The sequence below is a fragment of the Aeromonas sp. QDB17 genome, assembly GCF_027705305.1.
Taxonomy (GTDB): domain Bacteria; phylum Pseudomonadota; class Gammaproteobacteria; order Enterobacterales; family Aeromonadaceae; genus Aeromonas; species Aeromonas caviae.
This window is the reverse complement of the sequence record NZ_JAPDBP010000004.1, coordinates 44,388-69,830: the sequence shown is the minus strand read 5'-3', so window position 1 is coordinate 69,830 and position 25,443 is coordinate 44,388. Positions and strand designations below refer to the sequence as shown.

24 protein-coding genes are annotated in these 25,443 nt (G+C 65.0%); 12 read left to right on the top strand and 12 right to left on the bottom strand.

The window, feature by feature from the left end:
• Positions 1-17 precede the first annotated feature (17 nt).
• Positions 18-2,651 (top strand): phosphoenolpyruvate carboxylase, encoded by a 2,634-nt coding sequence (ppc, locus tag OKC41_RS05115; protein ID WP_201894633.1) that lies wholly within the window; start codon positions 18-20, stop codon positions 2,649-2,651.
• 167 nt (positions 2,652-2,818) lie between these two features.
• Here ppc and OKC41_RS05110 read toward each other — a convergent pair whose 3' ends face one another.
• The gene (locus tag OKC41_RS05110; RefSeq protein ID WP_201894632.1) at positions 2,819-4,300 is read right to left on the bottom strand and encodes a sensor domain-containing diguanylate cyclase; all 1,482 of its coding nucleotides are present in this window, start codon (positions 4,298-4,300) and stop codon (positions 2,819-2,821) included.
• Between the two features lie 181 nt (positions 4,301-4,481).
• Here OKC41_RS05110 and ybaK point away from each other — a divergent pair, with 181 nt between their 5' ends.
• Complete coding sequence (ybaK, locus tag OKC41_RS05105) at positions 4,482-4,952, top strand: Cys-tRNA(Pro) deacylase (RefSeq protein WP_010675694.1); 471 nt, start codon at positions 4,482-4,484, stop codon at positions 4,950-4,952.
• A 128-nt stretch (positions 4,953-5,080) separates the two neighbouring features.
• Here the strand turns inward: ybaK and OKC41_RS05100 are convergent, their stop codons facing one another.
• The 3 genes from OKC41_RS05100 to OKC41_RS05090 are packed head-to-tail and all read right to left on the bottom strand — an operon-like array spanning position 5,081 to position 6,761.
• The gene (locus OKC41_RS05100) at positions 5,081-5,848 is read right to left on the bottom strand and encodes a GNAT family N-acetyltransferase (RefSeq protein WP_010675695.1); all 768 of its coding nucleotides are present in this window, start codon (positions 5,846-5,848) and stop codon (positions 5,081-5,083) included.
• Entirely contained in the window at positions 5,838-6,275 is a 438-nt protein-coding gene (locus OKC41_RS05095; RefSeq protein ID WP_029314812.1) for a rhodanese-like domain-containing protein, read from the bottom strand. Before OKC41_RS05095 ends, OKC41_RS05100 begins: the two co-directional genes overlap by 11 nt.
• An 18-nt stretch (positions 6,276-6,293) precedes the next feature.
• Positions 6,294-6,761, bottom strand: coding sequence for an OsmC family protein (locus tag OKC41_RS05090; RefSeq protein ID WP_010675697.1), 468 nt, complete (start codon positions 6,759-6,761; stop codon positions 6,294-6,296).
• A 252-nt stretch (positions 6,762-7,013) separates the two neighbouring features.
• Between OKC41_RS05090 and OKC41_RS05085 the strand changes: the two genes are divergently transcribed.
• The 3 genes from OKC41_RS05085 (at position 7,014) to OKC41_RS05075 (ending at position 10,242) form a co-directional block, all read left to right on the top strand.
• Positions 7,014-8,441 carry a PLP-dependent aminotransferase family protein gene (locus OKC41_RS05085; protein ID WP_039040572.1) on the top strand — a complete coding sequence of 476 codons (1,428 nt, stop codon included), beginning with the start codon at positions 7,014-7,016 and terminating at the stop codon, positions 8,439-8,441.
• Between the two features lie 153 nt (positions 8,442-8,594).
• The gene (locus tag OKC41_RS05080; protein WP_201894679.1) at positions 8,595-9,428 is read left to right on the top strand and encodes a hypothetical protein; all 834 of its coding nucleotides are present in this window, start codon (positions 8,595-8,597) and stop codon (positions 9,426-9,428) included.
• A complete protein-coding gene (locus tag OKC41_RS05075) occupies positions 9,412-10,242 on the top strand; it encodes an ABC transporter substrate-binding protein (protein WP_234922275.1) in 831 nt (276 codons plus the stop codon). Before OKC41_RS05080 ends, OKC41_RS05075 begins: the two co-directional genes overlap by 17 nt.
• 8 nt (positions 10,243-10,250) lie before the next feature.
• Here OKC41_RS05075 and OKC41_RS05070 read toward each other — a convergent pair whose 3' ends face one another.
• The gene (locus OKC41_RS05070; protein ID WP_042880749.1) at positions 10,251-11,126 is read right to left on the bottom strand and encodes a LysR family transcriptional regulator; all 876 of its coding nucleotides are present in this window, start codon (positions 11,124-11,126) and stop codon (positions 10,251-10,253) included.
• A 128-nt stretch (positions 11,127-11,254) separates the two neighbouring features.
• Between OKC41_RS05070 and OKC41_RS05065 the strand changes: the two genes are divergently transcribed.
• Entirely contained in the window at positions 11,255-11,656 is a 402-nt protein-coding gene (locus tag OKC41_RS05065; protein ID WP_039040574.1) for a CidA/LrgA family protein, read from the top strand.
• Complete coding sequence (locus OKC41_RS05060; RefSeq protein ID WP_201894631.1) at positions 11,649-12,338, top strand: LrgB family protein; 690 nt, start codon at positions 11,649-11,651, stop codon at positions 12,336-12,338. The genes OKC41_RS05065 and OKC41_RS05060 overlap by 8 nt, the downstream gene beginning before the upstream one ends.
• A 67-nt stretch (positions 12,339-12,405) precedes the next feature.
• On the opposite strand, the gene OKC41_RS05055 is transcribed toward OKC41_RS05060, so the two are convergent.
• Both OKC41_RS05055 and metB read right to left on the bottom strand, forming a co-directional pair.
• Positions 12,406-14,859: a bifunctional aspartate kinase/homoserine dehydrogenase II gene (locus tag OKC41_RS05055; protein WP_113069003.1), complete on the bottom strand. Its 2,454-nt coding sequence runs from the start codon at positions 14,857-14,859 to the stop codon at positions 12,406-12,408.
• Positions 14,859-16,037, bottom strand: coding sequence for a cystathionine gamma-synthase (gene metB, locus OKC41_RS05050; protein ID WP_201894630.1), 1,179 nt, complete (start codon positions 16,035-16,037; stop codon positions 14,859-14,861). The genes OKC41_RS05055 and metB overlap by 1 nt, the downstream gene beginning before the upstream one ends.
• A gap of 223 nt (positions 16,038-16,260) precedes the next feature.
• On the opposite strand from metB, the gene metJ reads away from it, so the two are divergent.
• The 3 genes from metJ (at position 16,261) to OKC41_RS05035 (ending at position 17,801) form a co-directional block, all read left to right on the top strand.
• Positions 16,261-16,584: a met regulon transcriptional regulator MetJ gene (metJ, locus tag OKC41_RS05045; protein ID WP_005327165.1), complete on the top strand. Its 324-nt coding sequence runs from the start codon at positions 16,261-16,263 to the stop codon at positions 16,582-16,584.
• 35 nt (positions 16,585-16,619) lie between these two features.
• Positions 16,620-17,378, top strand: a complete 759-nt coding sequence (locus OKC41_RS05040; RefSeq protein WP_201894629.1) for an AraC family transcriptional regulator — start codon at positions 16,620-16,622, stop codon at positions 17,376-17,378.
• Between the two features lie 84 nt (positions 17,379-17,462).
• The gene (locus tag OKC41_RS05035; protein ID WP_201894628.1) at positions 17,463-17,801 is read left to right on the top strand and encodes a tRNA-binding protein; all 339 of its coding nucleotides are present in this window, start codon (positions 17,463-17,465) and stop codon (positions 17,799-17,801) included.
• 83 nt (positions 17,802-17,884) lie between these two features.
• Here the strand turns inward: OKC41_RS05035 and OKC41_RS05030 are convergent, their stop codons facing one another.
• The 3 genes from OKC41_RS05030 to nudE all read right to left on the bottom strand — a co-directional run bounded on the left by OKC41_RS05030 (position 17,885) and on the right by nudE (position 21,029).
• Positions 17,885-19,153, bottom strand: coding sequence for an aromatic amino acid transport family protein (locus tag OKC41_RS05030; RefSeq protein ID WP_270671769.1), 1,269 nt, complete (start codon positions 19,151-19,153; stop codon positions 17,885-17,887).
• Positions 19,154-19,563: 410 nt separating this feature from the next.
• Complete coding sequence (gene cysQ / locus OKC41_RS05025; protein ID WP_010675709.1) at positions 19,564-20,376, bottom strand: 3'(2'),5'-bisphosphate nucleotidase CysQ; 813 nt, start codon at positions 20,374-20,376, stop codon at positions 19,564-19,566.
• A gap of 44 nt (positions 20,377-20,420) precedes the next feature.
• Complete coding sequence (nudE, locus tag OKC41_RS05020) at positions 20,421-21,029, bottom strand: ADP compounds hydrolase NudE (protein ID WP_201894627.1); 609 nt, start codon at positions 21,027-21,029, stop codon at positions 20,421-20,423.
• 147 nt (positions 21,030-21,176) lie between these two features.
• Here nudE and yrfG point away from each other — a divergent pair, with 147 nt between their 5' ends.
• Entirely contained in the window at positions 21,177-21,845 is a 669-nt protein-coding gene (yrfG, locus tag OKC41_RS05015) for a GMP/IMP nucleotidase (protein ID WP_041211711.1), read from the top strand.
• Positions 21,846-21,924: 79 nt separating this feature from the next.
• Here the strand turns inward: yrfG and OKC41_RS05010 are convergent, their stop codons facing one another.
• Positions 21,925-23,031: an NADH:flavin oxidoreductase gene (locus tag OKC41_RS05010; protein ID WP_201894626.1), complete on the bottom strand. Its 1,107-nt coding sequence runs from the start codon at positions 23,029-23,031 to the stop codon at positions 21,925-21,927.
• A gap of 116 nt (positions 23,032-23,147) precedes the next feature.
• Between OKC41_RS05010 and OKC41_RS05005 the strand changes: the two genes are divergently transcribed.
• Positions 23,148-24,053 (top strand): LysR family transcriptional regulator, encoded by a 906-nt coding sequence (locus tag OKC41_RS05005; RefSeq protein ID WP_201894625.1) that lies wholly within the window; start codon positions 23,148-23,150, stop codon positions 24,051-24,053.
• Here OKC41_RS05005 and tyrS read toward each other — a convergent pair.
• Positions 24,048-25,313, bottom strand: a complete 1,266-nt coding sequence (gene tyrS, locus OKC41_RS05000) for a tyrosine--tRNA ligase (RefSeq protein WP_201894624.1) — start codon at positions 25,311-25,313, stop codon at positions 24,048-24,050. The genes OKC41_RS05005 and tyrS overlap by 6 nt on opposite strands.
• Positions 25,314-25,443: the final 130 nt, after the last annotated feature.

The window sequence follows — 25,443 nt, the reverse complement described above, 5'->3', positions numbered from 1 at the left end:
CAAAATAAGGATGTGGAATGAACGAAAAGTACGCCGCACTACGGGCCAACGTAGGCATGTTGGGCCAACTGCTGGGTAAATCCATCAAGGATCATCAGGGGCAGGCCTTCCTCGACAAGATTGAGACCATTCGCCAGCTGGCCAAGTCTTCCCGCAAGGGAAACGAGGCAGACAGAGAGCGCCTGCTCGACACCCTGCGTACCCTCTCCGATGACGAACTGCTGCCCGTGGCCCGTGCCTTCAGCCAGTTCCTCAACCTGGCGAACGTGGCGGAGCAGTTCCACACCATCTCCCGTCGCTGCGAAGAGCAGGTCTGCACTCCGGATCCGCTGGAGCAGATGTTCGACAAGCTGAAAGCCTCCAACCTGTCCCAGGAGACCATCATCCAGGCCGTGCGCGAGCTGGACATCGATCTGGTGCTGACCGCTCACCCCACCGAGGTGACCCGTCGTACCCTGATCCACAAGCACGTGCAGCTCAACGACTGCCTCGAGGCCCTGGAACTCTCCGATCTGCTGCCCCGCGAGCGGGACAAGATCCAGAGTCGCATCGAGCAACTGGTCAACCAGGCCTGGCACACCAACGAGATCCGCGAACAGCGCCCGACCCCGGTGGACGAAGCCAAGTGGGGCTTCGCCGTGGTGGAAAACAGCCTGTGGCCGGCCATCCCCGAATTCATGCGCAATCTGGACGAGCGCCTGCAACACCATCTGGGTGTGCGGCTGCCGCTGGATGCCGCGCCGGTCAAGTTCACCTCCTGGATGGGCGGTGACCGCGACGGCAACCCCTTCGTCACCGCCAAGGTGACCGCCGAAGTGCTGGAGCTGGGCCGCTGGATGGCAGTGAGCCTGTTCTACAAGGACATCAAGGAGCTCACCTCCGAGCTCTCCATGGCCGATTGCACCGACGCCGTGCGTGCCCGGGTCGGCGACAATCCCGAGCCCTATCGCGCCCTGGTGCGTGAGCTGCGCGAGCAACTGCGCGAGACCCAGGAGTACCTGACCGCCAAGGTACAGGGCCAGGCGAGCGAGAGCCGGGATCTGGTCAAGAGCACCGCCCAGCTGCGCGAGCCCCTGGAGCTCTGCTACCACTCCCTGCACGCCTGCGGCATGGGCAACATCGCCGACGGCATGCTGCTGGACGTGCTGCGCAAGCTGGCCTGCTTCGGCATCCACCTGGTCAAGCTGGACATCCGTCAGGATGGCGAGCGTCACGGCCAGGTCTTCTCCGAGCTGACCCGCTACCTGGGTGTGGGCGACTACGCCGAGTGGAGCGAAGAGGACAAGCAGGCCTTCCTGCTGCGCGAGCTGAACTCCCGCCGCCCCCTCATCCCGAGCGACTGGGATCCCAGTGCCGAGACCCGCGAGACCATCGACACCTGTCGCGTCATCGCCCAGCACGACCCCGATGCGTTCGGCATCTACATCATCTCCATGGCCGGTGCCCCGTCCGATGTCTTGGCGGTCCAGCTGTTGCTGAAGGAAGCTGGCTGCAAGTTCCGCATGCCGGTTGCCCCGCTGTTCGAGACCCAGGAAGACCTGATGGCGGGCACCGCCGTGATGGAACGCCTGCTGTCGGTGGACTGGTATCGCGGTTACATCCAGGGCCGTCAGTACGTGATGATCGGCTACTCCGACTCCGCCAAGGATGCGGGCATGATGGCCGCAGGCTGGGCCCAGTACGCCGCCATGGAATCCCTGGTGGCGCTGGCTGAAGCCAACAACATCCGCCTCACCCTGTTCCATGGCCGCGGCGGTACCGTCGGCCGTGGCGGCGCCCCCGCCCATCAGGCGATCCTGTCGCAACCCCCGGGATCCCTGCGCGGCGGCCTGCGGGTCACCGAACAGGGGGAGATGATCCGCTTCAAGTTCGGCTTGCCGAAAGTGGCCATCCAGAGCCTGAACCTCTACACCAGCGCCGTGCTGGAGGGGAACCTGCTGCCGCCGCCCAAGCCGAAAGAGAGCTGGCGCGCCGTGATGGAGCAGCTGGCGTCTGTCTCCTGTGATCACTACCGCAGTATCGTGCGCGGTCACCCGGACTTCGTGCCCTACTTCCGTGCCGCCACCCCGGAGATGGAGCTCGGCAAGCTGCCGCTCGGTTCCCGCCCCGCCAAGCGCAAGCCCAACGGCGGTGTCGAGAGCCTGCGCGCCATCCCCTGGATCTTCGCCTGGACCCAGAACCGGCTGATGCTGCCGGCCTGGCTCGGCGCCCACAAGGGATTGCAACAGGCCATCGACGACGGCCAGAAGAGCGTGCTGGACGAGATGAGCCGCCAGTGGCCCTTCTTCCGCACCCGTCTCGAAATGCTGGAGATGGTGTTCCTCAAGGCCGACCTCTGGCTGGCGGAATACTATGACACCCGCCTGGTGCCAGAGAACCTGTGGGCACTCGGCAAGCAGCTGCGTCAGGAGCTTGCCGACTCCATCGAGGTGGTGCTGAAACTGCGCCCGCAGGGCGACCTGCTGGACGATCAGCCCTGGATCAAGGAGTCCATCAAGCTGCGCAACCCCTACACAGACCCGCTCAACGTGCTGCAGGCCGAGCTGCTCAATCGCTCCCGCAACCACCCGGAGACCCTGCACCCCGAGCTGGATCAGGCGCTGATGGTCACCATCGCCGGCATCGCCGCCGGCATGCGCAACACCGGCTGATCCCGGACCATTGCAAACAAGGGCGCCCCGGCGCCCTTTTTCGTCCCTGCCGGGCACGGGGATCCCGATATTGCCGCCAGCACAGCCCCCTCTAAGGGGAAAAAAACATCCACAACAAACAGGGCGCCATGATGGCGCCCTGTTTTATTTCGCGATATAGCCTCTCATCAGGAGACCTGGTTGCGACCACGACGTTTTGCCTCGTAAAGCCGCTGGTCCACACACTGAAGCCAGTCATCCATGCGCCTGTAACTCATCTGATAGGGTGTGAGCCCCACGCTGATGGTGACGGTGATCGCCTGGTGCTGGTACAGGAAGGTGTGCTGCTCCACCTGGCGCCGGATGCGCTCCATGATGCTGTGGGCCTCCTCCAGGGTCGTGCCCCGCAGCAGCAGGATGAACTCCTCCCCGCCAAATCGCGCCACCAGATCCTTGCTGCGTACCGCCTGCATCAGCAGCCCCGCCAGCGACGCCAGCACGGCATCTCCGGCAAGGTGCCCATATACGTCATTGATTTGCTTGAAGAAGTCGATGTCTATCAAGGCCAGGCAGCAGGCCTCCCCTTCGGCGGGATGGTGCTGGACGTGATCCAGCAACACGTTTGCCTGCTGGAAAAAGCTGCTGCGGTTGGGCAGCTTGGTCAAGAAGTCGTGCTCGGCGTTGAAGCGCAGCACCCGCTCCATGCGGCTGCGTTCGTCCTCCAGATTGCGGGCGTGGATAAGGGTGCCAAGGGCCGTGGTGAGGGGCTCGAGCAGGCTGACATGGGTCTCGTCAAAGCCACCCGGGCGGTTGGCCAGGGCGATCATGCCGATCGCCTCTCCCTTGTGGCGGATGGGAATGCCGAGGAAGCTCTCCAGGTGCGGATGACCACGGGGGGAGACACCGCGACTGGCTGGATGGCTCGGCAGATCGTTGCAGCACACCAGGGTATTGTGGGTCACCACGTGCCCAAACAGGTTGTCGAGCTTGCTGAAGATGAGCCCGCCCCGACTCTGGCGCTGCTGCTCATACCAGGCGTGGGTCGCCTCGTCCCAGGAGACATTGGAGATGGAGGGGACATAGAGACTGGGACAACCATCCTCGTACTGGATGATGCCGATGAAACCATAGGAGCTTTCGCTCACGCTCAGCAGCCGCTCGAAGACGGTGTCGCAGGCGGAGCCGAGATTGCGATCGAGCAGAAAACTCTGGTGCGCGGCCACCACGATGTCAAACAGCTGGCTCTGCTGCTCGACCCGCTGCTTGGCCATCACAGCCGAGGTAATGTCGTGCGCCAGCTTGACCACCCCCAGCAGAGTGCCGGCCTCGTCGCTCACGGGCATGTAGGTGGCATGGAGCCAGAGGGGGCTGCCACCTTGCCTGACCCGGCGAAACTCCCCCGACTGGATCTCGCCACCCAATACCTTCTGCCAGAAGAGATCATGCTCCGCCTGCAGATCCGGCGGCAACAGCATGAGATGGGACTGGCCCACCAGCGCTTCGGGGGGATAGCCCAGCATGTCGCAAAACAGGGGGTTGACCGACACCATGCGACCATCGAGATCGAACTCGACCATGCCATAGGCCCGATCAAGGGCGGTCAGCCTGGCAAGGGTCTCATATCGATCCATCGCGTCGATATCGCAAGCGCAAAGTGCTGTGGTATTCATGGCTACGATTCCTTTCGATCGCCGGCGCATTGCATTGGAATGCGGGGACAAGTGCCCAAATCATAGGATCCGGCACCCGGTTACGCTAACACAGGCCCCGATTGGGTGTGAAGACTGGTTCTTGCCACATCCGGCTCCCGGGCGCAGACTGTCTGGCCTTGCCACGGTTCGAGGAGACCCCATGACACCCGCCATCAACTTGCTGAAAAAGCTCAAGATCCCCCACAGGCTCTACCCCTACGAGTGTGAAGCCCACGACGACTTCGGCAAGCATGCCGCTACCCAGCTGGGCCTGCCCGAGGCGCAGGTGTTCAAGACCCTGCTCGCCCATCACGACAAGCAGGCGGTGGTGGCCATCGTGCCCTCCTCGGGCATGTGCAGCCTCAAGCAGCTCGCCAAGGCCACCGGGCTAAAGAAGGTGGAGATGATGAAGCCGGCGGAAGCCGAAAAGCTGACCGGCTACAAGGTAGGCGGCATCAGTCCCCTGGCCCAGAAGAAGCTGCTGCCCACCGTGCTGGATGATTCCGCCATGGCCTTCGACGAGATCCTGGTGAGCGGTGGCAAGCGGGGGCTCTCGGTCGGCGTGGCCCCCGGGGACATGGTCCGGCTGATGAACTGGATTGCGGCCCCCATCGGCGATCACCACGACTGAACAAACAAAAGAGGCGCCATGACTGGCGCCTCTTGCGTCTGGATACCGGATCTGGCGCCTTGTGTGCGAAGGATACCCAAAGCCCCGGCACCGGAAACCGCCCCGTCCCGGCGGGTGATCTGCCGCCCTCAACACGCCGCAGAGCGGCAGGCGGCGGTCAGTTCGGAGAGTCGGCGACGCTGACGCCCGGCATGGTCGAAGTTGCCGTCCTCCAGCCAGCGCTCTAAGCACCCTTTCAGGGCGGGCCACTCGCTGTCGATGACGGAGAACCAGGCCGTATCCCGGTTGTGTCCCTTGTCCACCCGCGCCTGACGGAAGGTCCCCTCATAGTGAAAGCCCAGGCGCAGGGCCGCCTGGCGCGAAGGCAGGTTCAGGGCATTGCACTTCCACTCGTAGCGCCGGTATCCCAGAGCAAAGGCATTGGCCATCATCAACACCATGGCCGCCGTCGCCAGCCGTGACTGCTGCATGGCGGGGGAGAAGTGCAGCCAGCCCACCTCGATGCTGCCCGCCAGGGGATCGATGCGCAGGTAGCTCGCCAGCCCCAGCGCCCGTCCGCTCCCCTCGTCGATGATGCCGTAGAACTGGGGATCCCGCTTGGTGGCGACCTCCCGCAGCCAGACCCCCATGGCGGCCTCGTCCGCGAAAGGGCCGCTGGTCAGGTAAGTCCACATGGCCCCGCTGTCGGCACTGAATGCCTGCCACAGATCCCCCAGGTGGCGCTCGGGATCAAGGGGCTCGAGACGACAGCCCCAGCCATGCAGTGCACGGTGGGGAGGGAACTCGGCGCCGCGCCATTCTGGCAGCGCACGCCCCAGAGGCTGCCCAAAGTCGTTGAAAAGGGCGGCGCCGGACAGAGAGGCGTCGCCCCCCTCATTGCAACGTTCAACAGGCACAGGCAATTCCCCCTTCCAGCAGCACTCCGGGCTCGCTGCCCGTGGCGACGGCGAAACCGTCCTGACGCCACCAGTGCAGACCCCCTATCAACTCCTTGACCTCAAACCCGAGGGACGCCAGCTTGTAGGCCCCCTGGGTCGAACCGTTGCAGCCGATGCCGTCGCAATAGCAGACATACACCAGGTTCCGGTCCAGTAACGCCGTGGTCGACGCCGTCATGGTCCTGTGGGGGAAGGAGATGGCGCCGGGAATGTGCCCCTCGGCATAGTGTGCGGGGGAGCGGGTATCGATGACCACGATGCCCGCCACCCCGGCCAGCAGATCGGCGGCCAGATCCGCCGGATCGGTACGAAACTTCAGTTGGGCCTCGAAAAAGGCGCTGGCTTCGGCGGCCCCTGCCACCCCTGTGCTCAATACATGACTCATCCTGAACGCTCCTGATGACTAGATGACGATCTCTGTGGTGACGACGGTGTTGACCGAGTTGGCGATGAAGCACTCCTCATGGGCCTGGTGGTGCAACTGCTCCAGATCCGCCAGGGCGGGCTCCTGCTCTCCCCCGAAGATCACCCTGGGACGCAGGGTGACCCGGGTCATGGCGAGGCGACCTTGTCCGTTTTTCGCCATGATGCCGACCGCTTCGTCCCGGTAGCTCTCTACCCGATAGCCCGCCTTCGCCGCCAGCCAGAGGAAGGTGAGCATGTGGCAACTGGAGAGGGCCGCCACAAACGCCTCTTCCGGGTCCACATGTTCCGCCACCGAGTAAGGCAGCGGCACCACATGGGGAGAGGAGGAGGCCGGCACCCTGACCCCGCCATCAAACGCCCACTCATGGGCCCGGCTGTAACGCTGATCGACGAAGGGCTCATGCTCCCCCCGCTGCCAACTGATGGTGGCACTGTATTCCGACATGCAGACTCCTTGTGTTGCCAATCCGTGCCGCCTGCTGGCGCCACCCTGTGACCACCAATGTAGCGACAAAATGGCCTTGCCACGCCGACCAATTTTGCCAATATGGGCAGACCAATTTCATCGAGACGCCACCATGACCATCCACCCCACCCGCTCTGCCCGTCAGTCGCCAGCCCCACAGCCGCGCCATGCCCTGCGGGCAGGATCCCTGCCTCGAAAGGGGCGCAACCCCCGAGCCAACGGGAGCGCACCATGACCGTTCTGCCAACGCTCTTCGCCAGCCAGCAGCAAGGGGATCTGCCCCTGCACGAACAACTGGTGCGAACCCTGCGCGAGGCCATCCTGGCGGGCCACCTGCCCCTGCACAGCCGCCTGCCCGCCAGCCGTCTCCTGGCCCGGGATCTCGGGATCTCCCGCAGCACGGTGGAACTGGCCTATGGCCGGCTTGAGGCGGAGGGGTATCTGGTGCGCAAGGTGGGCGCCGGCAGCTTTGTCGCCCTGGCGGCGGTGCGCCCCGCGCCGCGCCCGCCCCAGTCAGCGGCTGGCCTCTCTCGTCGCGGCCAGGAGATGGCCCTGGGTGGCGCCTGTCACGACGTGCCCGAGGTGGGCACCACCTTTGCTTCCAGCCAGCCGGATCCCCGTCTCTTCCCCCAGGCACTCTGGGGTCGGCTGATGCAGCAACAGTGGCGCCAGCGCGCCAGCGACTGGATGAACTACGGGGATCCCCAGGGGCTTGGGGAACTTCGCGCCGCCATCAGCAGCTATCTGGTGCAGTCACGCGGCGTGGTGTGCGAGCCGGATCAGATCCTGATCCTCACCAGCTCCCAACAGGGGATCCTGCTGGCAACCCAGTTGCTCATCGATGCCGGTGACACCGTCTGGGTGGAAGACCCCGGTTATCCCGGGGCTCGCACCGCAATGGAGAGCGCCGGTGCCCGGGTGCATCCGGTGCCGGTGGATGAAGAGGGACTCAACCCTCATGGGGATCATCCTGCACCGCGCCTCATCTACTGCACCCCGGCACACCAGTATCCCCTTGGCGTCCCCATGAGCCTGCCCCGCCGCATGGCGCTGCTGGCCGAGGCAGAGCGTCACGGCGCCTGGATCCTGGAGGACGATTACGACGGGGAGTACCAGTATGATCAGCGTCCCCTGCCCGCCCTGCAGGGGCTCGACGGCCAGGGGCGGGTGATCTATGTGGGCACCTTCAGCAAGGTGCTGTTCGGCTCGCTGCGCCTCGCCTACCTGGTGCTGCCCAGGCCGCTGATGGACTCCTTCTGCCGCGCCCGGGCCGCCGTCGACGGCCACAGCAACCAGTTGCAGCAAGCGGTCACGGCAGACTTCATCCGGGGCGGGCACTTCGCCACCCACCTGCGCCAGAGCCGCCTTCTCTACCAGAGCAGACGGGATCTGCTGCTGGCGGAACTGGCAGAGCACTGCCCGGGGCTCACCCCCATCCACAGCGGCGCCGGCCTGCAGTGCGCCGTGCTGCTGCCCCCCGGTGGCGAGGCGCGCTGGACCAATGCCGCCAATACCTGCGGGTTGGGGCTGCGCCATCTGGGCCAGTTCTACCTGGGCCCGCCGACACTGGAGGGGTGGCTGCTCGGCTTCGGCTGCCTCGACAACCAGACGCTGCGCCAACTCTGTCGTCGCCTGGGTCTCTTGATGAAATCCGCATGACCCCCTTCTCAAGAGGTCAGATCTGCCAGAGCCTGATAGCGCTGTGTCGACGGGAATGGCCCGTCTATACTGGGCACAATCCCGTTGCCGAACCCGGTCAAGATGCATCGAATCCTGCTCCTTTTGCTCGCCCTCTCCCTCCCGTCCCTCACGATGGCGGCCACCCGCTTCACCCTGATCACCGGGGAAACCCAACAGGATGTCCGCATGAATTATTACCGGGCGGCGATGCAGCTGGCGCTGGAGAAAACAAGGCCCGATTACGGCGACTATGAACTGCTCGACGCCATCAGGATGAACAAGGCGAGGATGCGGCTCGAAGTGCAAACGCCGGGCAAGAATGCCCTCTTCATCGTCGACAGCTGGCCCCAGGAGATCCCTCAACCCGGTGTCACCCTGGTCCCCTTCCCCATCGATCTGGGCGTGCTCGGCTACCGGGTCTGTTTTGTCGGCAGCGCCCGTGCCCGGGCACTTGCCGGGGTTCACACCCTGTCCCAGTTGCAGCAGTTCACGCAAGGGGTGGGCACAGGCTGGCGGGATGCCGACATCCTTCGCTACAACGGCTTCAGGGTGCAGGAGGTGGATAACTATGAGTCACTGTTTCGCCTGGTGGCCCGTGGCCGGATCGATCTCTTCTGCCGTGGTGCCAACGAGATATTGAGCGAGTGGAAAAACCACAGACCCGGCCTGCCGGGGCTGACCGTAGATAGCCATGTCGCCCTCTTCTATCCGCTCATCCACTCCCTCTACAGCCACGCCACCTACAGCAAGGAGCGCGAGCGCCTTTTGCGCGGCCTGCAACTGGCCTGGAAAGATGGCTCCCTGCAGCGCCTCTGGCGCCATCATTTCCAGCCTTCCCTGGTCTTTGCCCGGCTCGATTCACGCCAGATCTTCCGGCTGACCAACCCGCAGTTGCCCGACGAGAGCACCGACTACCGCTCCTATCTCTATGACCCGATGAGGGATGACTTTGGCATCGCTCCCTGACTGGCTCGCCGGTTCTCCCCTGTCAGGCAGGCTCCCCCTGCGCACTCTCTGCCTGGCGCTGCTGCTCTGGTTGCTGCCGACCTGCGTCATGGCCGCCCCCGGCAGCATTCGTGCCTGCATGGAGAACAGTGATTCGCCTCCCTGGTTGCTGATGTCCGGCGAGGGGATAGTCCAGTTCCACCTCAAGGAGGTGGCAAACCGGACCGGGCACCCCATCATTCTCACCCCCCTGCCCTGGAAACGCTGCCTCTCCCTCGTCAGCCAGGGCCAGCTCGATGCCGCCGTCAAGCTGAGCTACAGCGAAGAGCGTGCTCGCACCATAGGGGTCTATCCCATGCGACAGGGGGCACCTGATCCCGCCAAGCGCCTGCTCACCGAGAGCTACAGCCTCTACCAGCCAAAAGGCGGACAGGTTCGCTGGGATGGCCGGCAGCTCGTCGCCCATGGCGTCATTGCGGCGCAGTCCGGTTTCTCCATCGTCGCCCAGCTGCAGGAGAGCGGTGTCAGGGTGGATGACTCCAGCAGGGAACCACTGATCCTGCTCAAGAAGGTCGCGATGCAGCGCGCCGTTGCCGCCGCCCTGCAAACCGGGGTCGCAGAACGGACCCTGGCCGCCCACCCGCAGCTGCAGGCCACACTCGAGCGGATCACCCCTCCCCTGGTCGAAAAACCCTACTACTTCATCTTCTCCCACCCCTTCCATCAGGCCCACCCCGATCTCAGCCAACAGGTGTGGGACGAGATTGAGGAGGTGCGACACTCCGCAGCCTATGCCCGCTTCGTCACAGGCATGGCGTCACCGGGGACCCCCTAACCCGCTCTTCAGCCCTGTTCGCGGCACAGGGCAAGCCAGGCCTCGGCGGTGCGGGAGAGGTAGCGATCCCCTGGCCAGATCACCCCGAGCCGCCAGCTCAGCGCCGGGGCCAGAGGGCGCAACACCAGGCCGTCCGGCGTCAGCCGCCGGCAGATGGGCTCCGGCAGGAAAGCGACCCCCATGCCGCTTCGCACCATGGCGGTGAGGAAGTCCCACTGGCTGCTGCGGGCCGCCACCTGAGGCACGAACCCGGCTTGCTCGCAGGCCTGCTCCAGCCGCTCGCTCAGGGTGAAGGCCTGGGTATAGAGCAGGAAGGGTTCGTCCCGCAGAGCCTCCAGCCGGATCTCGCCACCCTCGCGCCAGCGGGGCAGGTCCGGTAGCACCACCCGGATGGGGTAACTGTCCAGATCCAGGGCGCAGAGAGCCCCCTCTTCCCTGGTCGGCAGCATGGTGATGGCGAGATCCAGCTCCCCCGCCAGCACCGCCTGCTCGATGCGCCGCCCGCCATATTCGACGATGGAGAGCTCCACACCGGGGTAGCGGCTGCGATAGGTACGAATGAGATCCGCATAGACATGACCCACCATGGGCGGGATGCCGAGGGCAAGACGCCCGGATTGCAGGCTCTGCAGATCCGCCAGCTCCGCCTCCAGCTGCTGCATCTCCGCCAGGATGGTCTGGGCCCGAGTGAACAGCACCTGGCCGCTGTCGGTCAGGGTGAAGCGGCGGCCGACCCGGCTCAGCAGGGGCTGGCCCAGCTCCTCTTCCATGTTGCGGATCATTTTGCTGATGGTGGGCTGGGTGACGAACAGCTTCTCGGAGGCGCGGGTGAAGCTCTGCTCCCGCACCAGCTCGACGAAGTAACGCAGGGCTCGAATATCCATGGTGCTCTCTTGACGGGGATGGCTGGCTAAATCATGCCTCTTTGGCATGATTTTGATAATTTAAATTCATTTTTTGCAGGTTTGGTCCCTCTCTATACTGTGAGCAGGTTCACAGAAAGACGCTTACCATGAAAACCCTCTGCCTTCGCTGGTTGCAAACCCCCTTCCAAATCGCCCTGCTGGCGGCCATCTGGTTGCTGGCCGACATCGCAGTGCGCACCTTGCACCTGCCCCTGCCCGCCAACCTCACTGGCATGTTGCTGCTGCTGGTCTGCATCCTGCTCGGGGTGGTCAAGGCCCAGTGGTTCAGTGCCGGGGCCCGCTGGCTGCTGGCGGAGATGCTGCTCTTCTTCGTCCCCGCCGTGGTGGCCGTGGTCAACTATCAGGAGCTGCTGCTGCAGGAGGGGTGGCGCATCATGGTGGTCCTGATCGTCAGCACCGTGCTGGTGCTCGGCACCACGGCCCTGGTGGTGGACAGGGTCTATCGCCTCGAGCTGAAGCTGGCCCGCCGGAGTCGCCGCCATGTCTGACACCCTGCTCGGCCTGCTCTGCTTCGCCCTGACCCTGCTCTTCTACTACGCCAGCAAGTGGCTCTATGGCAAAAAGCGCATCCTGCCCCTGATGCCGCTGCTGCTGGCCCCCACCCTGCTGGTGGCCGTGGTGATGCTGTTCCACATTCCCTACCGGGACTACATGGCCGAATCCCACTGGCTGCTCTGGCTGCTGGGCCCTGCCACCGTCGCCTTCGCGGTGCCCGTCTACGAGAATCGCCAGCTGATGCGCCGCCACTGGCTCTCCCTCTCGGTCGGGGTCGTGGCGTCCGTGGTGATGGCGGTGGGCAGCACAGTGCTGCTGGCCCGCTGGCTCAACCTCTCCGAGCTGTTGCAACGCAGCATGGCCATGAGATCCATCACCACCCCCTTCGCGGTGGAGGCGACCCGTTCCGTGGGTGGCAACGCCGATCTCACCGCCCTGTTCGTGGTGCTGACCGGCGTCATCGGCATGGCGGTGGGAGAAAGCGTGCTCACCGTGCTCGCCATCCGCAGCCGCCTTGGCAAGGGCGCGGGCTTTGGTGCCTCGGCCCACGGGGCCGGGACAGCCAGGGCCTATCAGATGGGCAACGAGGAGGGGGTGGTCTCCAGCATGGTGATGATGATCGCCGGCATGACCACCGTGCTGCTCGCCCCCCTCCTGGGCCGGCTGTTCTGGTAACTCCGCCACCCGATAACAGAAGAGGCGCCCTGGGGCGCCTCTGCTCATTGCATCGTGTCACGCAGCCTCAGAGGCTGGCGCAGATCTGCCAGAGATCGTACTGGATGGCGGCGGCCGTCACTTCCCGGCCCGCTCCCGGCCCCTGGATCACCAGGGGGTTGGTGCGATAGCTGTCGCTCTCGATGGCGAACACGTTGTCGCAGGGCAAGAGGTTGGCAAACGGGTGATGGGGCTCCAGCGCCTCCAGCCCGACGCGGGCCTTGCCGTCGTGTTCGAAGCGGGCGACATAGCGCAGCACCTTGCCGACCCGGCGCGCCCCCTCGAAGGCGGTCTGGATAGGGTCATCCAGCTCCTTGAGCCTGTCCATGAACTGATCCGCACTCACCTTGCGCAGGGCCACCGGCACCAGGTTCTCCAGCTCGATGTCGGCGGAGTCGAGCTCGAAGCCCGCCTCCCGCGCCAGGATGAGCAGCTTGCGCCGCACATCCTGACCGGAGAGATCCTCCCGGGGATCCGGCTCGGTCAGGCCGTGTTGCCACGCCTCGTCCACCAGCTCGGAGAAGGGGCGAGTGCCGTCATACTGCTGGAACAGCCAGGAGAGGGTGCCGGAGAAGATGCCGGAGACCCCCTGGATGCGGTCACCGCTCTGGCGCAGCATCTGGATGCTGGACTGGATGGGCAGCCCGGCCCCCACGGTGGCGTTGTAGCGCCACTGCACCTGGTGGTCGCGACAGGTCTGCTTGATGCGCTGGTAAAACTCGCTGTCGGCGGCACCGGCAAACTTGTTGGCGGCGATGATGTGGATGCCGAGCTGGGCAAAGTCCGGGTAGTAGCGGCTCACCGTCTCGCTGGCGGTCATGTCGAGCGCGATCAGGGAGTCAAAACTGTGCTGCTCCAGCTGGGAGAGCAGCTCCGGCCAGATGAGCGGCTTGGGATGGAAGTTGTCCTGTACCTTGAGGGGATCCAGCCCCTCTTCGTCCAGCAGCCCGCCCTTGGAGTCGAAGACCCCGTAGAGGGTGAGCGCCAGATTGAGCTCATGCTCGAGGCGCGCCTTCTCGCGGGCGTAGAGCCCCAGCCAGTGACCGCCGATATTGCCTTTGCCGAACACCACCAGCCCGACCCGGGTCGGGCGGCTGAACAGGGCACTGTGCAGAGCGATGAGCAGCGGCTCCAGCACGATCTGGCGCAGCACGGCCACCAGGCTCAGGCCGTCTTTGGCCACCTGCACGAACTCCAGAGGCTGATCCGCCAGCAGCTGATAGAAGCGGTGGCACTGCTCGGCGTTGTCGGTGACGCCGGCCCCCACCAGGGCGACCAGGCTGAACCCCTCCTTCTGGATGAGGCCGGTAAAGTTGCCCTGCAACTGGAAGTCACGGAGCACCTCGAAGGCCCCTTGTGCCACCTCCAGGGTGTAGGCCAGACGCAGCACCCGCCGATCCGGCTGGCGCTGCAGGGTGAGCGGATGGAGGCGATGGCGGGCCAGATGGGCCTCAATGGCCGCCACTGTCTGCTCAAAGTCAGTCTGCGGCAGCACCTTGAGCTCGATGAGGGCTATCTGATCCACCGAGGAGACGATGCGGGCACCGCCGGAGCGGGGTGCACGGCGCAGGATGTGGGTACAGCCTTCGTCCGGATTGTAGCTGCAGCGCAGGGTGAGGCGCTGACGGCTGTCGGCCACCGGCTGCAGGGTACGCGAATGCAGCACCGAGGAGCCCAGGCGCGCCAGCTCGTTGGCCTCGGCCAGGCTCAGGCGCTCCAGCAGACGCGCCTCTTTCACCCGGCGCGGGTCGGCACTGTAGACCCCGGCCACGTCGCTCCAGATGGTGGTCGACTCCCCGTCCGCCAGCGCCGCCAGGAGGCTGGCACTGTAGTCGGAGCCGTTGCGCCCCAGCAGCAGGGAACGCCCCTCCATGTCGGCGGCGATGAAGCCGGTCACCACAATGCGACCGGCGTGCTCGGCCAGGCGGGCCTTGAGCAGCTCGCTGGAGAGGGCGGTATCCACCTTGATGAGGGCGCCGTCTTCTGCGCGCAGGAAGCTGCGGGCATCGAGCCAGGCGGCCGCCTCACCCCGGCTGGTGAGCAGGGCAGCCAGCAGACGGGCGGACCACACCTCGCCAAAGGCGAGCAGGCCGTTGCGCTCGAAGCGGTCAAACTGCCCCTCCAGGGTCTTGGCGATCAGCTGCATGTCGTCCGTCAGTTGCTGGCTCAGATCGAGGTGAAGATCCCCTTCCAGCAGGCCGTCGATCAGGCTCTGCTGATAGGCGTGCAGGGCGGTGATGGCTTCGCCTGCGGCCTCATCCCCCGCTTCCGCCAGCTCCACCAGCTGGATCAGCCGGTTGGTGGTCTTGCCCGCGGCGGAGACAACCACCAGCTCGTTGCCCCCCACCTGTTGCTCGACAATGCTGGCGACCCGGCGATAACAGACCGGATCCGCCAGGCTGCTGCCGCCGAACTTGTGTACATGGCGCCGCTTGAAGACTGCCTCTGTTGCCACCACACACTCTCCTTGTTGTTGTTCCATTACTTCACCTGCTCTGCCTGTTGTGCCAACTGCGCCTGTTCAAGCCCCTGGGCCAGATCGGCCACCAGATCCTCACCGTGTTCGATCCCCACCGACAGGCGCAGCAACTGGGCACTGATGCCCGCCGCCTGCTGGGCCGCCGGGGTCATGGCCCTGTGGGTCATGCTGGCCGGATGGGCCACCAGACTCTCCACCCCGCCGAGGGACTCCGCCACCGAGAAGAGGCGCAGCCCCGCGAGGAAGGCGCGCAGCCCCGTCTCGTTGCAATCGAGCTCAAAACTTAGCATGGCGCCAAAGCCGGACTGTTGACGGCGCGCAATGTCGTGGCCCGGATGGCTCGGCAGGCTGGGATGATAGATCCGCTTGACCAGCGGCTGCTGCTGCAAGAAAGCGAGGATGCGATCCGTGTTCTCCTGATGGGTGCGCAGGCGCGGGGCCAGGGTGCGCAGGCCCCGCAGGGTGAGGTAGGAGTCAAAGGCACCGGAAGTGAGCCCCAGGCAGTTGGCCCACCACACCAGGGAGTCGGCCAGAGCCTGATCCTTGGCGATCGCCACACCCCCTACCACGTCGGAGTGGCCGTTGATGTACTTGGTGGTGGAGTGGACCACCACGTCGGCACCAAGGGCCAGGGGCTGTTGCAGCAAGGGGGAGAGGAAGGTGTTGTCCACCACCACCTGGGCCCCCACCCCGTGGGAGGCCTCGGCGATGGCGGCGATGTCCACCACCCGCAGCAGCGGGTTGGAGGGGGTCTCCACCCACACCAGTGCGGGTTTCTGGGCCAGCGCGGCGGCCAGCGCCCCCTCGTCTCCCTGATCCACGAACTGCACCTGGTAGTGGCCCTTGGCCGCCAGATACTCGAACAGACGCCAGGTACCGCCGTAGCAGTCGTGGGGGGCGATCAGCAGATCCCCCGCCTTGAGCAGAGCCGTGGTCACCAGGTGAACGGCCCCCATGCCGGTGCCGGTCACCACGGCGCCGGCTCCCCCTTCCAGGGCAGCCAGGGCGTCCGCCAGATTGGTGCGGGTCGGGTTGCCGGAACGGGCATAGTCGTATTGACGGGGCTCGCCAAAGTCGGCAAAGGTGTAGTTGCTGGAGAGGTAGATGGGGGGCACCACGGCACCGTGCTGCGTGTCTGTCTCAATCCCGGTGCGTACCGCCAGGGTGGCCTTGTGGGTCATGTCACTCTCCTTGATGGGTTGCCGGAGCCGGTCCGCCTCGTGGGTCGTCCAGCCCCGCTCTCATTTTCGCTGGCCGGACTGCCGGCCCATGGTGCACCACACTACGCCACCTTAAAAAAGCCGTCAACACTTCTAGACGTCTAAATGGCTTTGCTGTTGGATTGCCATTGAATTCCTTAAGGGTTAAAATCCGCGCTCACGGCCAAACGACTACAGGTGGAACATGGGTACAGAGTGGAACGGCGACTACGTCAGCCCCTATGCAGAGCACGGCAAGAAGAGCGAACAGGTCAAGAAGATAACCGTCTCGATCCCGCTCAAGGTGCTGAAGGTGTTGACCGATGAGCGCACCCGTCGCCAGGTGAACAACCTGCGTCATGCGACCAACAGCGAGCTGCTCTGCGAAGCCTTCCTGCACGCCTTCACCGGCCAGCCGCTGCCCTGTGACGACGACCTGCGCAAGGATCACCCGGACAGCGTCCCCGCCGAGGCCCGCGCCATCATGGAAGCCCTTGGCAAAGAGATCGAAGACTTCGACGCCGAGTAATGCGGCTGCCCATGGCAAACGATGCATCCCTTTCAATGACGCGGCCCGGTGCCGCGTCATGCTTATCTGCCGCCTCCCCCTTCAGCCTGCGTCACTACCAGAGCGACATGCAGAGCCACAGTCATGACCACGCCCAGCTGGTGATCCCCCTCGTCGGCCCCCTCGAGATCGAGGTGCAGGGCCTGGGGCGGCGGCTTGCGCCCGGCTTTGCCTGCATCATCGCCCCTGGCCTTCGCCACGACTACGCCGCCGACCCGGCGCACGTGTTTCTGGTGCAGGAGAGCCACTGGCTGCCGGCAGCCCTGGGGGACCACCCCTTCGTCGAGCTGGATGAGGCCCAGCGCCACTACCTCGCCTTCCTGCACCGCATGGTGGCCGAGGGGCGCCACGTGGCCGGCATGGATCAGGTGTGGCTCGGGCTGCTGACCGAGGGACGCGGCATGGGCCCCGCCGTCGCTCCCCGCATAGCCCCTCGTATCGCCAAGGTGCAGCGTCATATGGATGCCCACCTCGCAGACCCCCTTACCAACGAGGAACTCGCCGCCATCGCCTGCCTCGGCCTGAGCCAGTTCAAACACGCCTTTCGCCAGCAGGTGGGCACGAGCGTCTCCCACTACCTCAGGATGCGGCGCATGGCGCTGGCCCGCAGCCTGCTCGCCCGCACCCGGCTGCCCGTCGGTGAAGTGGCCAGCCGCTGCGGCTACCAGAACCAGGGAGCCTTTGCCGAGCGTTTCCTGGCCGAGACCGGACTGACCCCTTCCCTCTGGCGCCGGCAAAACGGCCGCCTGCCGTAATCGGTCGGCTCTTTGCCGAAGACAATCCCCGGGCATTCGAGGCATGCTGAGGCTCATGCAAGGTATGGGCAACGAGGAGCCAAGATGCAGACCATAAGCTGGCAGGATTTCGAGATGGTGGAGCTCAGGGTGGGCACCCTGGTGCGGGTCGAGCCCTTCCCCGAGGCGCGCCGCCCCGCCTACAAGGTGTGGGCGGATTTCGGCCCCGAGCTCGGGGTGCGCAAGAGCAGCGCCCAGATCACCGACCTCTATCGACCGGAGGATCTGGTGGGCCGCCAGATCGTCGCCGTGGTGAACTTTCCCCCCAAGCAGATAGGCCCCATCCAGTCGGAGTTTCTGCTGAGCGGCTTCTATCGCCCGGATGGCGCCGTGGTGATCGCCATCCCCGAGCAGACGGTGGAGAACGGCGCCAAGCTGGGGTGAGACGACGGCAAGGCAACCAGAGAGCAGAAACAAGAGAGGCGACCCCCGGGGTCGCCTCTCTTGTTTGATGCTGACGGCCTGGCTTATTTCAGCAGGCTGAACAGCAGGGCCGAGACCGCCAGGGCACCGGTCAGCAGGATGAAGCCGTTGACCCAACGGTGACGGAAGCGGGCCAGCGCCTCCACCTTGTAGATGGCCACCACCGGCATGATGAAGAGGATCATGGCGATGACGGGGCCGGAGAGGGTCTCCATCAACCCCAGAATGCCCGGGTTGATGATGGCGGCGCCCCAGATGGCGAAGAACATCAGGGCGATGCCGAGCTTGTCCGCCTTCGCCAGCGGCAGGCCGGTGGGCTTGGCGATCAGGCTTTTCAGGCTCTCGCGGGCACCGAGGAAGTGGCCGAGGAAGGAGGAGCTGATGGCGATGAAGGCGATGAGCGGCCCCAGGGTCACGATCACCGGGTTGTCGGTGATGTTGGCGAGATAGGAGAGCACGGAGACGTTCTGGGCCTTGGCCTCGGCCAGCTGGGCCGGGGAGAGGCTCAGCACGCAGGAGAAGACGAAGAAGAGCACGAAGCCCACCAGCATGACGGTGGTGTTGCGCAGGATCAGGCCGCTCTTGGTTTCGGCCTGCTCCCCGTATTCCCGGCGCTGCACGTTGGCAAAGCCCGAGATGGCGGCGGCGTGGCTGAAGGCAAACACGGTGACCGGCAGCGCCAGCCAGACGGTGTTGAGGAAGCTCGTGCCTTCAAAGGCGGTCACTTCCGGCCACTGCCACTGGGGAATGAGGTAGCAGGAGAGGGCCAGCAGGATCGCCGCCAGCGGGTAGACCATGACGGCGAAGGCCCGCAGCATCGCCTTCTCGCCGGCCAGCATCACGGCGATCATGGCGAACACCAGCACGCCGGAGAGCATCACCCGATCCGGGGAGGCCAGGCCGAGCTGGTTGACCATGAAGCTCTCCACCGTGTTGGTCAGCCCGACGCCGTAGATGAGCAGGATCGGGAAGATGGAGAGGAAATAGAGCGCCGAGATGAGGCGCCCGGCCATCTTGCCGAAGTGCTCCTCGGCCACCTCGGTGAAGTCGGCCTGGGGGCGCGACGACGAGAGCACGAAACGCGCCAGCCCGCGGTGGGCGAGGAAGGTCATGGGACCGGCCAGCACGGCGACAATGATGAGGGGCCAGATCCCCCCCAGACCCAGGTTGATGGGCAGGAACAGAATGCCGGCGCCGACGGCGGTGCCGAACAGGCTGATGACCCAATGGGTGTCGTGGCGACGCCAGCCGGTGCTGGTCATGGTGGAGGGGGAACCGGACAGCTCCCGTGAGACGTCTGCAGATAAACTCATCGATAAATCACTTTTCGTAGTATTAAAATCTAAAAATATTGTGCTCCTTTAGCATTTAATTCTCAAAAAGGGAGACTGGCAGATCTCACTGGCAAAGCCCTGTTCCACCAGTGAGATTGGGAGGAAATTTCACCCCGGATTATTCAATTAATCCTGACATTAACCAAAAGTTAGGAATATAAAACCAAAATTAAAACCGACGTCGATTTTTTGTTTCGATGAAATGCATGTTTTCAGAATTAAATGAAATTTATGCCAGTGCAGCCAGATTGGATGTGATGATCCACTGCCGTTATCGCCATCACTAGCGAATCTCCCTAAAATCCCCGCAACCAGCCAGTGGATCACACCAATGCAATCAGGCGACCCTGTGGTCGCCTGATTGCATTCCCTGCGAGCTGGTCGACCCGTCAGTGGGCCAGAATGCGACCCCAGGCGAGATCCGGGTCCCCCATCACGATGAAGTCCGGGTTCTCCAGCGACTCCGTCTCGTTGTAGCTCAGCGGTTGCAGCGCCAGGCTGAGGATGCGCCCCCCTGCCGCCTCCACGATGCACTGGGCGGCAGCGGTATCCCACTCCCCAGTGGGGCCCAGGCGCACGTAGCAATCCGCCACGCCTTCCGCCACCAGGCAGGACTTGAGGGAGCTGGAGCCGAGCGGGATCAGCTCGTAGTGGATGGCCGGGTTGAGGCGACGGGTCAGGTTCTCCAGTTTCTGGCGGCGGCTGATGGCCACCACCAGGGAGTCAGGCTGATCGTGTTCATGATGGATGGCGCTGATGGGACGGCTCTCGCCGTTCGCCTCCTTGAAGGCGCCGTGACCACGCACCGCCCAGTAGAGCAGATCGGATTCGGGGGCATAGATGACCCCGAGCACCGGGACATTGTCCCGCACCAGGGCGATCAGGGTAGCGAAGTCGCCGCTGCCTGCGATGAACTCGCCAGTGCCGTCCAGCGGGTCCACCAGCCAGTACTGGCGCCAGTTCGCACGCTGGCTGAAGGGGATGTCGGCCGCCTCTTCGGTCAGCACGGGGACATGGGGAGTGAGCGCTGCCAGCGCCTGTTTGAGGTAGGCATCGGCAGCAAGATCGGCACTGGTGACCGGGGTCGCATCCTCCTTCAACTGGCGTTCGAACTGACCGCCGCGATAGATCTCGTGAAGGATCCTGCCCGCCTCACGGGCGATCTCCTTGACCTCGGGTATCCAGGCCAACAACTCCTGCATGGTGCTTACCTCTGCCTCTGATTGCCAAACAGACCCTCTGCGGGCTAATTTCCCTGCTCCGCCAGCCATTTGCTGGCCAGCAGCAGGGCACTGATGCTGCGCGACTCGGTGAAGTCCGGTCGTGCCAGCAACTCGTCGATCCGGTTGAGGGGCCAGGGGATCACCTCGAGAGGCTCGGGCTCGTCACCGACCCGCTGCTCGGGGTAGAGATCCCGCGCCAGCAAGATGTCCATCCGGCTGGAGAAATACCCCGGCGCCAGCGACACCTGCTTGAGCAGGGTCAGGCTGCTCGCCCCGAAGCCCGCCTCCTCCATCAGCTCCCGGTTGCCCGCCTCGAAGGCATTTTCACCGGGGTCTATCAATCCCTTGGGGAAACCCAGCTCGTAGGAGTGGGTGCCCGCCGCGTACTCGCGCACTAGCAGCAGGGTGTGGGCATCGAACAGGGGCACCACCATGACGGCACCCCGGTTGCCGCCGCGCATCCGCTCGTAGACCCGCTCCTCGCCGTTGGAGAATTTCAGGTGAAGGGACTCCACCTTGAACAGCCGGCTCTCGGCCACGATCTCGGCCTTGAGGATCTCCGGCTTGCTCTTGTCATGGGCCATGGTCTCGACACTGAGGTGGACGGGATTGCGCTTGTGGGGATAGCTCATCGGGGGCTGACTGCTCGTTAAAAAATCGTGTTTCAAGAGTAAACGACTCCCCTGCCGAACACCACGGGGCAAAGAGGGGAAAGATGTCTGAAAAATCCGTTATAATGCGCCCCGTTTTTCCCATCATCACAGACATCGCGAGGCCCCATGTCGACTCCCCTGCCCTGGCACCAGATTGATACCGTGTTGCTCGACATGGATGGCACCCTGATCGATCTCCATTTTGACAGCCATCTTTGGCAAACCCTGGTGCCGGCGCGCTACGCCGAGCGACTCGGCCTGCCGCTGGCCGAGGCGAAGGCGCAGATAGACACCCACTATCATGCGGTCAACGGCACCCTCGACTGGTACTGCGTGGATTACTGGACCCGGACGCTCGGGCTCGACATCCGCGCCCTCAAACAGGAGATCCTGGAGAAGATCCAGTGGCGCCCCAACGTCATTCCCTTCCTTGCCGCACTCAAGGCCGCCGGCAAGCAGGTAGTGCTCTTCACCAATGCCCATCCCGCCAGCCTGTCGGTGAAGGATGCACGCCTCGGCCTCGCCCAGCACCTCGACCTGATGGTGAGCACCCATGAGCTCGGGTGGTCGAAGGAGAGCCAGCACTGCTGGCAGGCACTGGCCGAGCGGCTGGCGTTCGACCCGGCCCGCACCCTCTTCGTGGATGACAGCGAGCGGATCCTGGCCGCCTCGGCCGAGTTCGGCATTGCCCACCAGCTCGGCATCCGTCACCCCGACAGCCAGATGCCGCCGCTCACCTTCCAGCACTTCCCGGCGCTCGACGACTACGCCGACCTGCTCCCTCTCGGCGCCTGACACGCACAAGGCCCTCTTCACGAGGGCCTTGTCACATAAGCTCAACAGCCTGCCGAGCGCATCCCGTTCATGAAAGCCCTCAGGCCGCATCGCGCGGGGCCAGCACCCCCATGCCGGCCAGGTAGTCGAGGGCGCTTGGGGTGAAGCCAACCTCCGTGAGGTGCGCCGCCGTGAAAGGGGCTGCATGCAGAGGCAGGCCGCGGCTCACCCGTTCCATCCAGTCCGGATTGCCAAGGGCCGCCGTGCCCACCGCCACCAGATCGGCGCCGCCGGCCAGAGCCCGCTCCGCCGAATCTGCGTCGCTAATCTTGCCCGCCACCATGAGCGGCACCTGCCCGGCCAACCCGACTCTTACCGCCTCCAGCAGGGCGCCGCCGTCGGGATCCCCCGCCACCGCCTTGAAGCTGTCCCCCATGGAGAAGTGCAGGTAGTCGATCCCCTCCTCCGCCAGCAGGCGCGCCACCGCCAGCTGATGGGCCAGTTCGATGCCCTGGATATGGGCATAGCTCTCGGGGGAAAGACGCACCCCGACCAGGAAACCCCGGGGTAGACGGGCGCGAATGCCGCGCACTATCTCCACCAGGATCCGCGCCCGGTTCGCGAGGCTGCCCCCCCAGCGGTCGGTGCGCCGGTTGTGCAGGGGGTTGAGGAAGTTGCAGAGCAGGAAGTGGTGGGCTGCGTGCAGCTCGACCCCGTGCAGGCCGGCGCCATGGGCCCGCTCGGCAGCGATCACAAAGGCGTCAATGAGCGTCAGAATCTCCTCCTCGCTCAGCCCCTTGACCCCGAGGGGGTAACGCCCGCCCGGCGCCAGCGCGCACGGGCCGACCGGCGCCCCGTCGTTCAGCTCTGGCAGAGCCCGCATCCCGCCGTGATGCAGTTGCACCACCGCCAGCGCCCCGGCCTGCCGCGCACTGTCGGCCAGGGCAGTGAAGGCCTGCTGCTGAGCGTCCGTCATCAGGGCAGGCTGCCCCGCCCAGCAGCGCCCGCCGGGCTGCACCTGGGTGGCGGCGGCGATGAGCAGGCCGAAGCCGCCACGGGCGCAGCGCGCCAGCCAGTCGAGCTCGGCCTGGCCGGGATCACCGCCTGCGCCGCTCATGTTGTGGGTCAAAGGGGCCAGCACGGCCCGGTTCTTGAGCCGCAATCCGGCTCGCTCGAAGTGGAAGCTGTCGCCCAATGTCTTGTTCATCGTCCTCTCCCGGGATCGCAATGGCATGGCGGCCACTATAAACCCGGGCCACCAGGATATAATCAGGCGCACAAGCAAGAGATTCATTCCCAGCAAGACACAATAGGCCACCCCTCATGCGTCACCACAAGCTCGACACCCTCTACCTGATGCGCCTGCTGGTCGCCATCGTCCGCTGTGGATCCTTCGCCGCGGCGGCGGCCCAGCTCGGCATCACCCCGAGCAAGGCGTCAAAAGATCTGCGCCACCTGGAGCAGAGCCTCGGCAGCGTGCTCCTGAGCCGCACCACCCGCCGGGTGCAACTGACCGACGCAGGAGAGCTCGCCTACCGCCAGGCCGACCAGATGATCGCCCTCCACGAGCAGTTGCTGGAAGGCCTGCAGCGCCGCCGCTCGGCACTGTGCGGGGAGCTGCGCATCACGGCGCCGGATCTCTGGGGAGAAGTGGTGCTGACTCCGGTGCTGCTGCGCTTTCGCGCCGACCACCCGGAGGTTCGGATCATCGCCGACTTCAGCAATACCCCGGCCGACCTGCTGCGCGACAATCTGCACGTGGCGTTTCGCAGCACTGAGCTCGGCACCCAGCCCTACCTGGCGCGCCCCATCGCGGTGGACGATCTGGTGCTCTGCGCCAGCGCCGACTACCTGGACCGCCACCCGCCCCTCACCACACCGCAGGATCTACACCAGCACAGCCTCATCACCCGCAGCCAGGAGTACGGCCGCCACGAGCGCTGGCCCCTGCTTGCCCAGGGGCGCGAGATCCCTCTCGAGGTAGCGGGCGAACTGGCCTTCAGCAGCAAGAAGGCGATTCACCAAGGGATGCGCCAGGGACTGGGGATAGCCCGCCTGCCGCGCTACCTGGTGGCGGCCGAGCTGGCCGAGGGGGTGGTGCGCGAAGTGCTGCCGGACTATCGCCCCAAGGGGGCCCATTTCTACGCCCTCTATACCCAGCGCCGGGCCGAGTCGGCCCTGGTCGGCCACTTCCTCGACTACGTCATCGAGGCGCTCACCCCTTCATGAGCAGATCACCAGGTGGTACTGCTTCTTGCCCCGGCGCAGCATCAGGTAGCGGCCGAACAGCCGATCGTCGGCGGTGAGCGGCTCATCCCGGCGGATCGCACCGTTGACGCTGACGGCCCCCGCCGCCAGCAGCTCGCGGGCTATCCGCTTCGAGTTGGCCAGGCCGCACTCCACCAGCAGGGTCACCAGATCCGTTTCCCCCTCGATGCAGCTGCTTGGCATGCCATCTTGCGCCAGCTGGGCCAGATCGCTCTCCCCAAGGCGGGCTACCTCGCCACTGAACAACGATTCGCTGATGCGCTGCGCCGCCGCCAGCGCCCCCTTGCCGTGTACCAGTTCGGTCAGCTCGTCCGCCAGCACCTGCTGGGCCAGCTTGCGCCCCTGCCGCTTCGCATCCTCCGCCTCCAGCGTCTCAATCTCGGCCAGCGGCATAAAGCTGTAGTAGCGCAGGAAGCGGTAGACATCCTCGTCTGCGGTACCGAGCCAGAACTGGTAGAAGGCGTAAGGGGAGGTGAGCGCCGGGTCGAGCCAGATAGCGCCCCCCTCGGTCTTGCCGAACTTGGTGCCATCGGCCTTGGTGATGAGCGGCAGCGTCATGCCATAGACCTGTGTCTGATGCAGCCGCCTAGTGAGGTCCATGCCGCTGGTGATGTTGCCCCACTGGTCGTTGCCGCCGATCTGCAGGGTGCAGCCGAGGCGTTGGTTGAGCACGGCGAAGTCCTGGGATTGCAGCAGGGTGTAGGAGAACTCGGTGAACGAGATGCCCTGATCCGGACGGGCCAGGCGCTGGCGCACCGATTCGCGGGCCAGCATGGCGTTGACCGAGAAGTGCTTGCCGATGTCCCGCAGAAAATCGAGGGCGGACATCTGCCCCATCCAGTCGGCGTTGTTGACCAGCAGCGGCGCCGCCAGCCCGTCGCTCGCTGGCAGCAGGGCGCTTATCTGGGCCGACAGGCTGGCGACCCAGCCCTGCACCGTCTCGGCGCTGTTGAGGGTGCGCTCGCTTGCCTTGAAGCTGGGATCGCCGATAAGGCCGGTGGCCCCGCCCACCAGCGCCACCGGGGTGTGGCCCGCCAACTGGAAGCGGCGCAGCATCAACAGTGGCACCAGATGGCCGATGTGCAGGCTGCCGGCGGTGGGATCGAACCCGCAGTAGACGGTGCGCGGGGTGGCGAGGTGGTCAGCCAGCGCCACCGGGTCGGAATTCTGGGCCACCAGGCCGCGCTGGGTCAGCTCATCGAGCAGGTGAGGATTTGTCATGGAGGGCTCCAACAGCAAGAGAAAGAGGGCCATCCTCGCCGTTTGCGGTGCTGGCAGATATGTCCCCCAGGGGACAGTTTTGCCACTCCCGTGCTAGCATCCTGCCATCGTGGGGAAACCATTCCCAGAC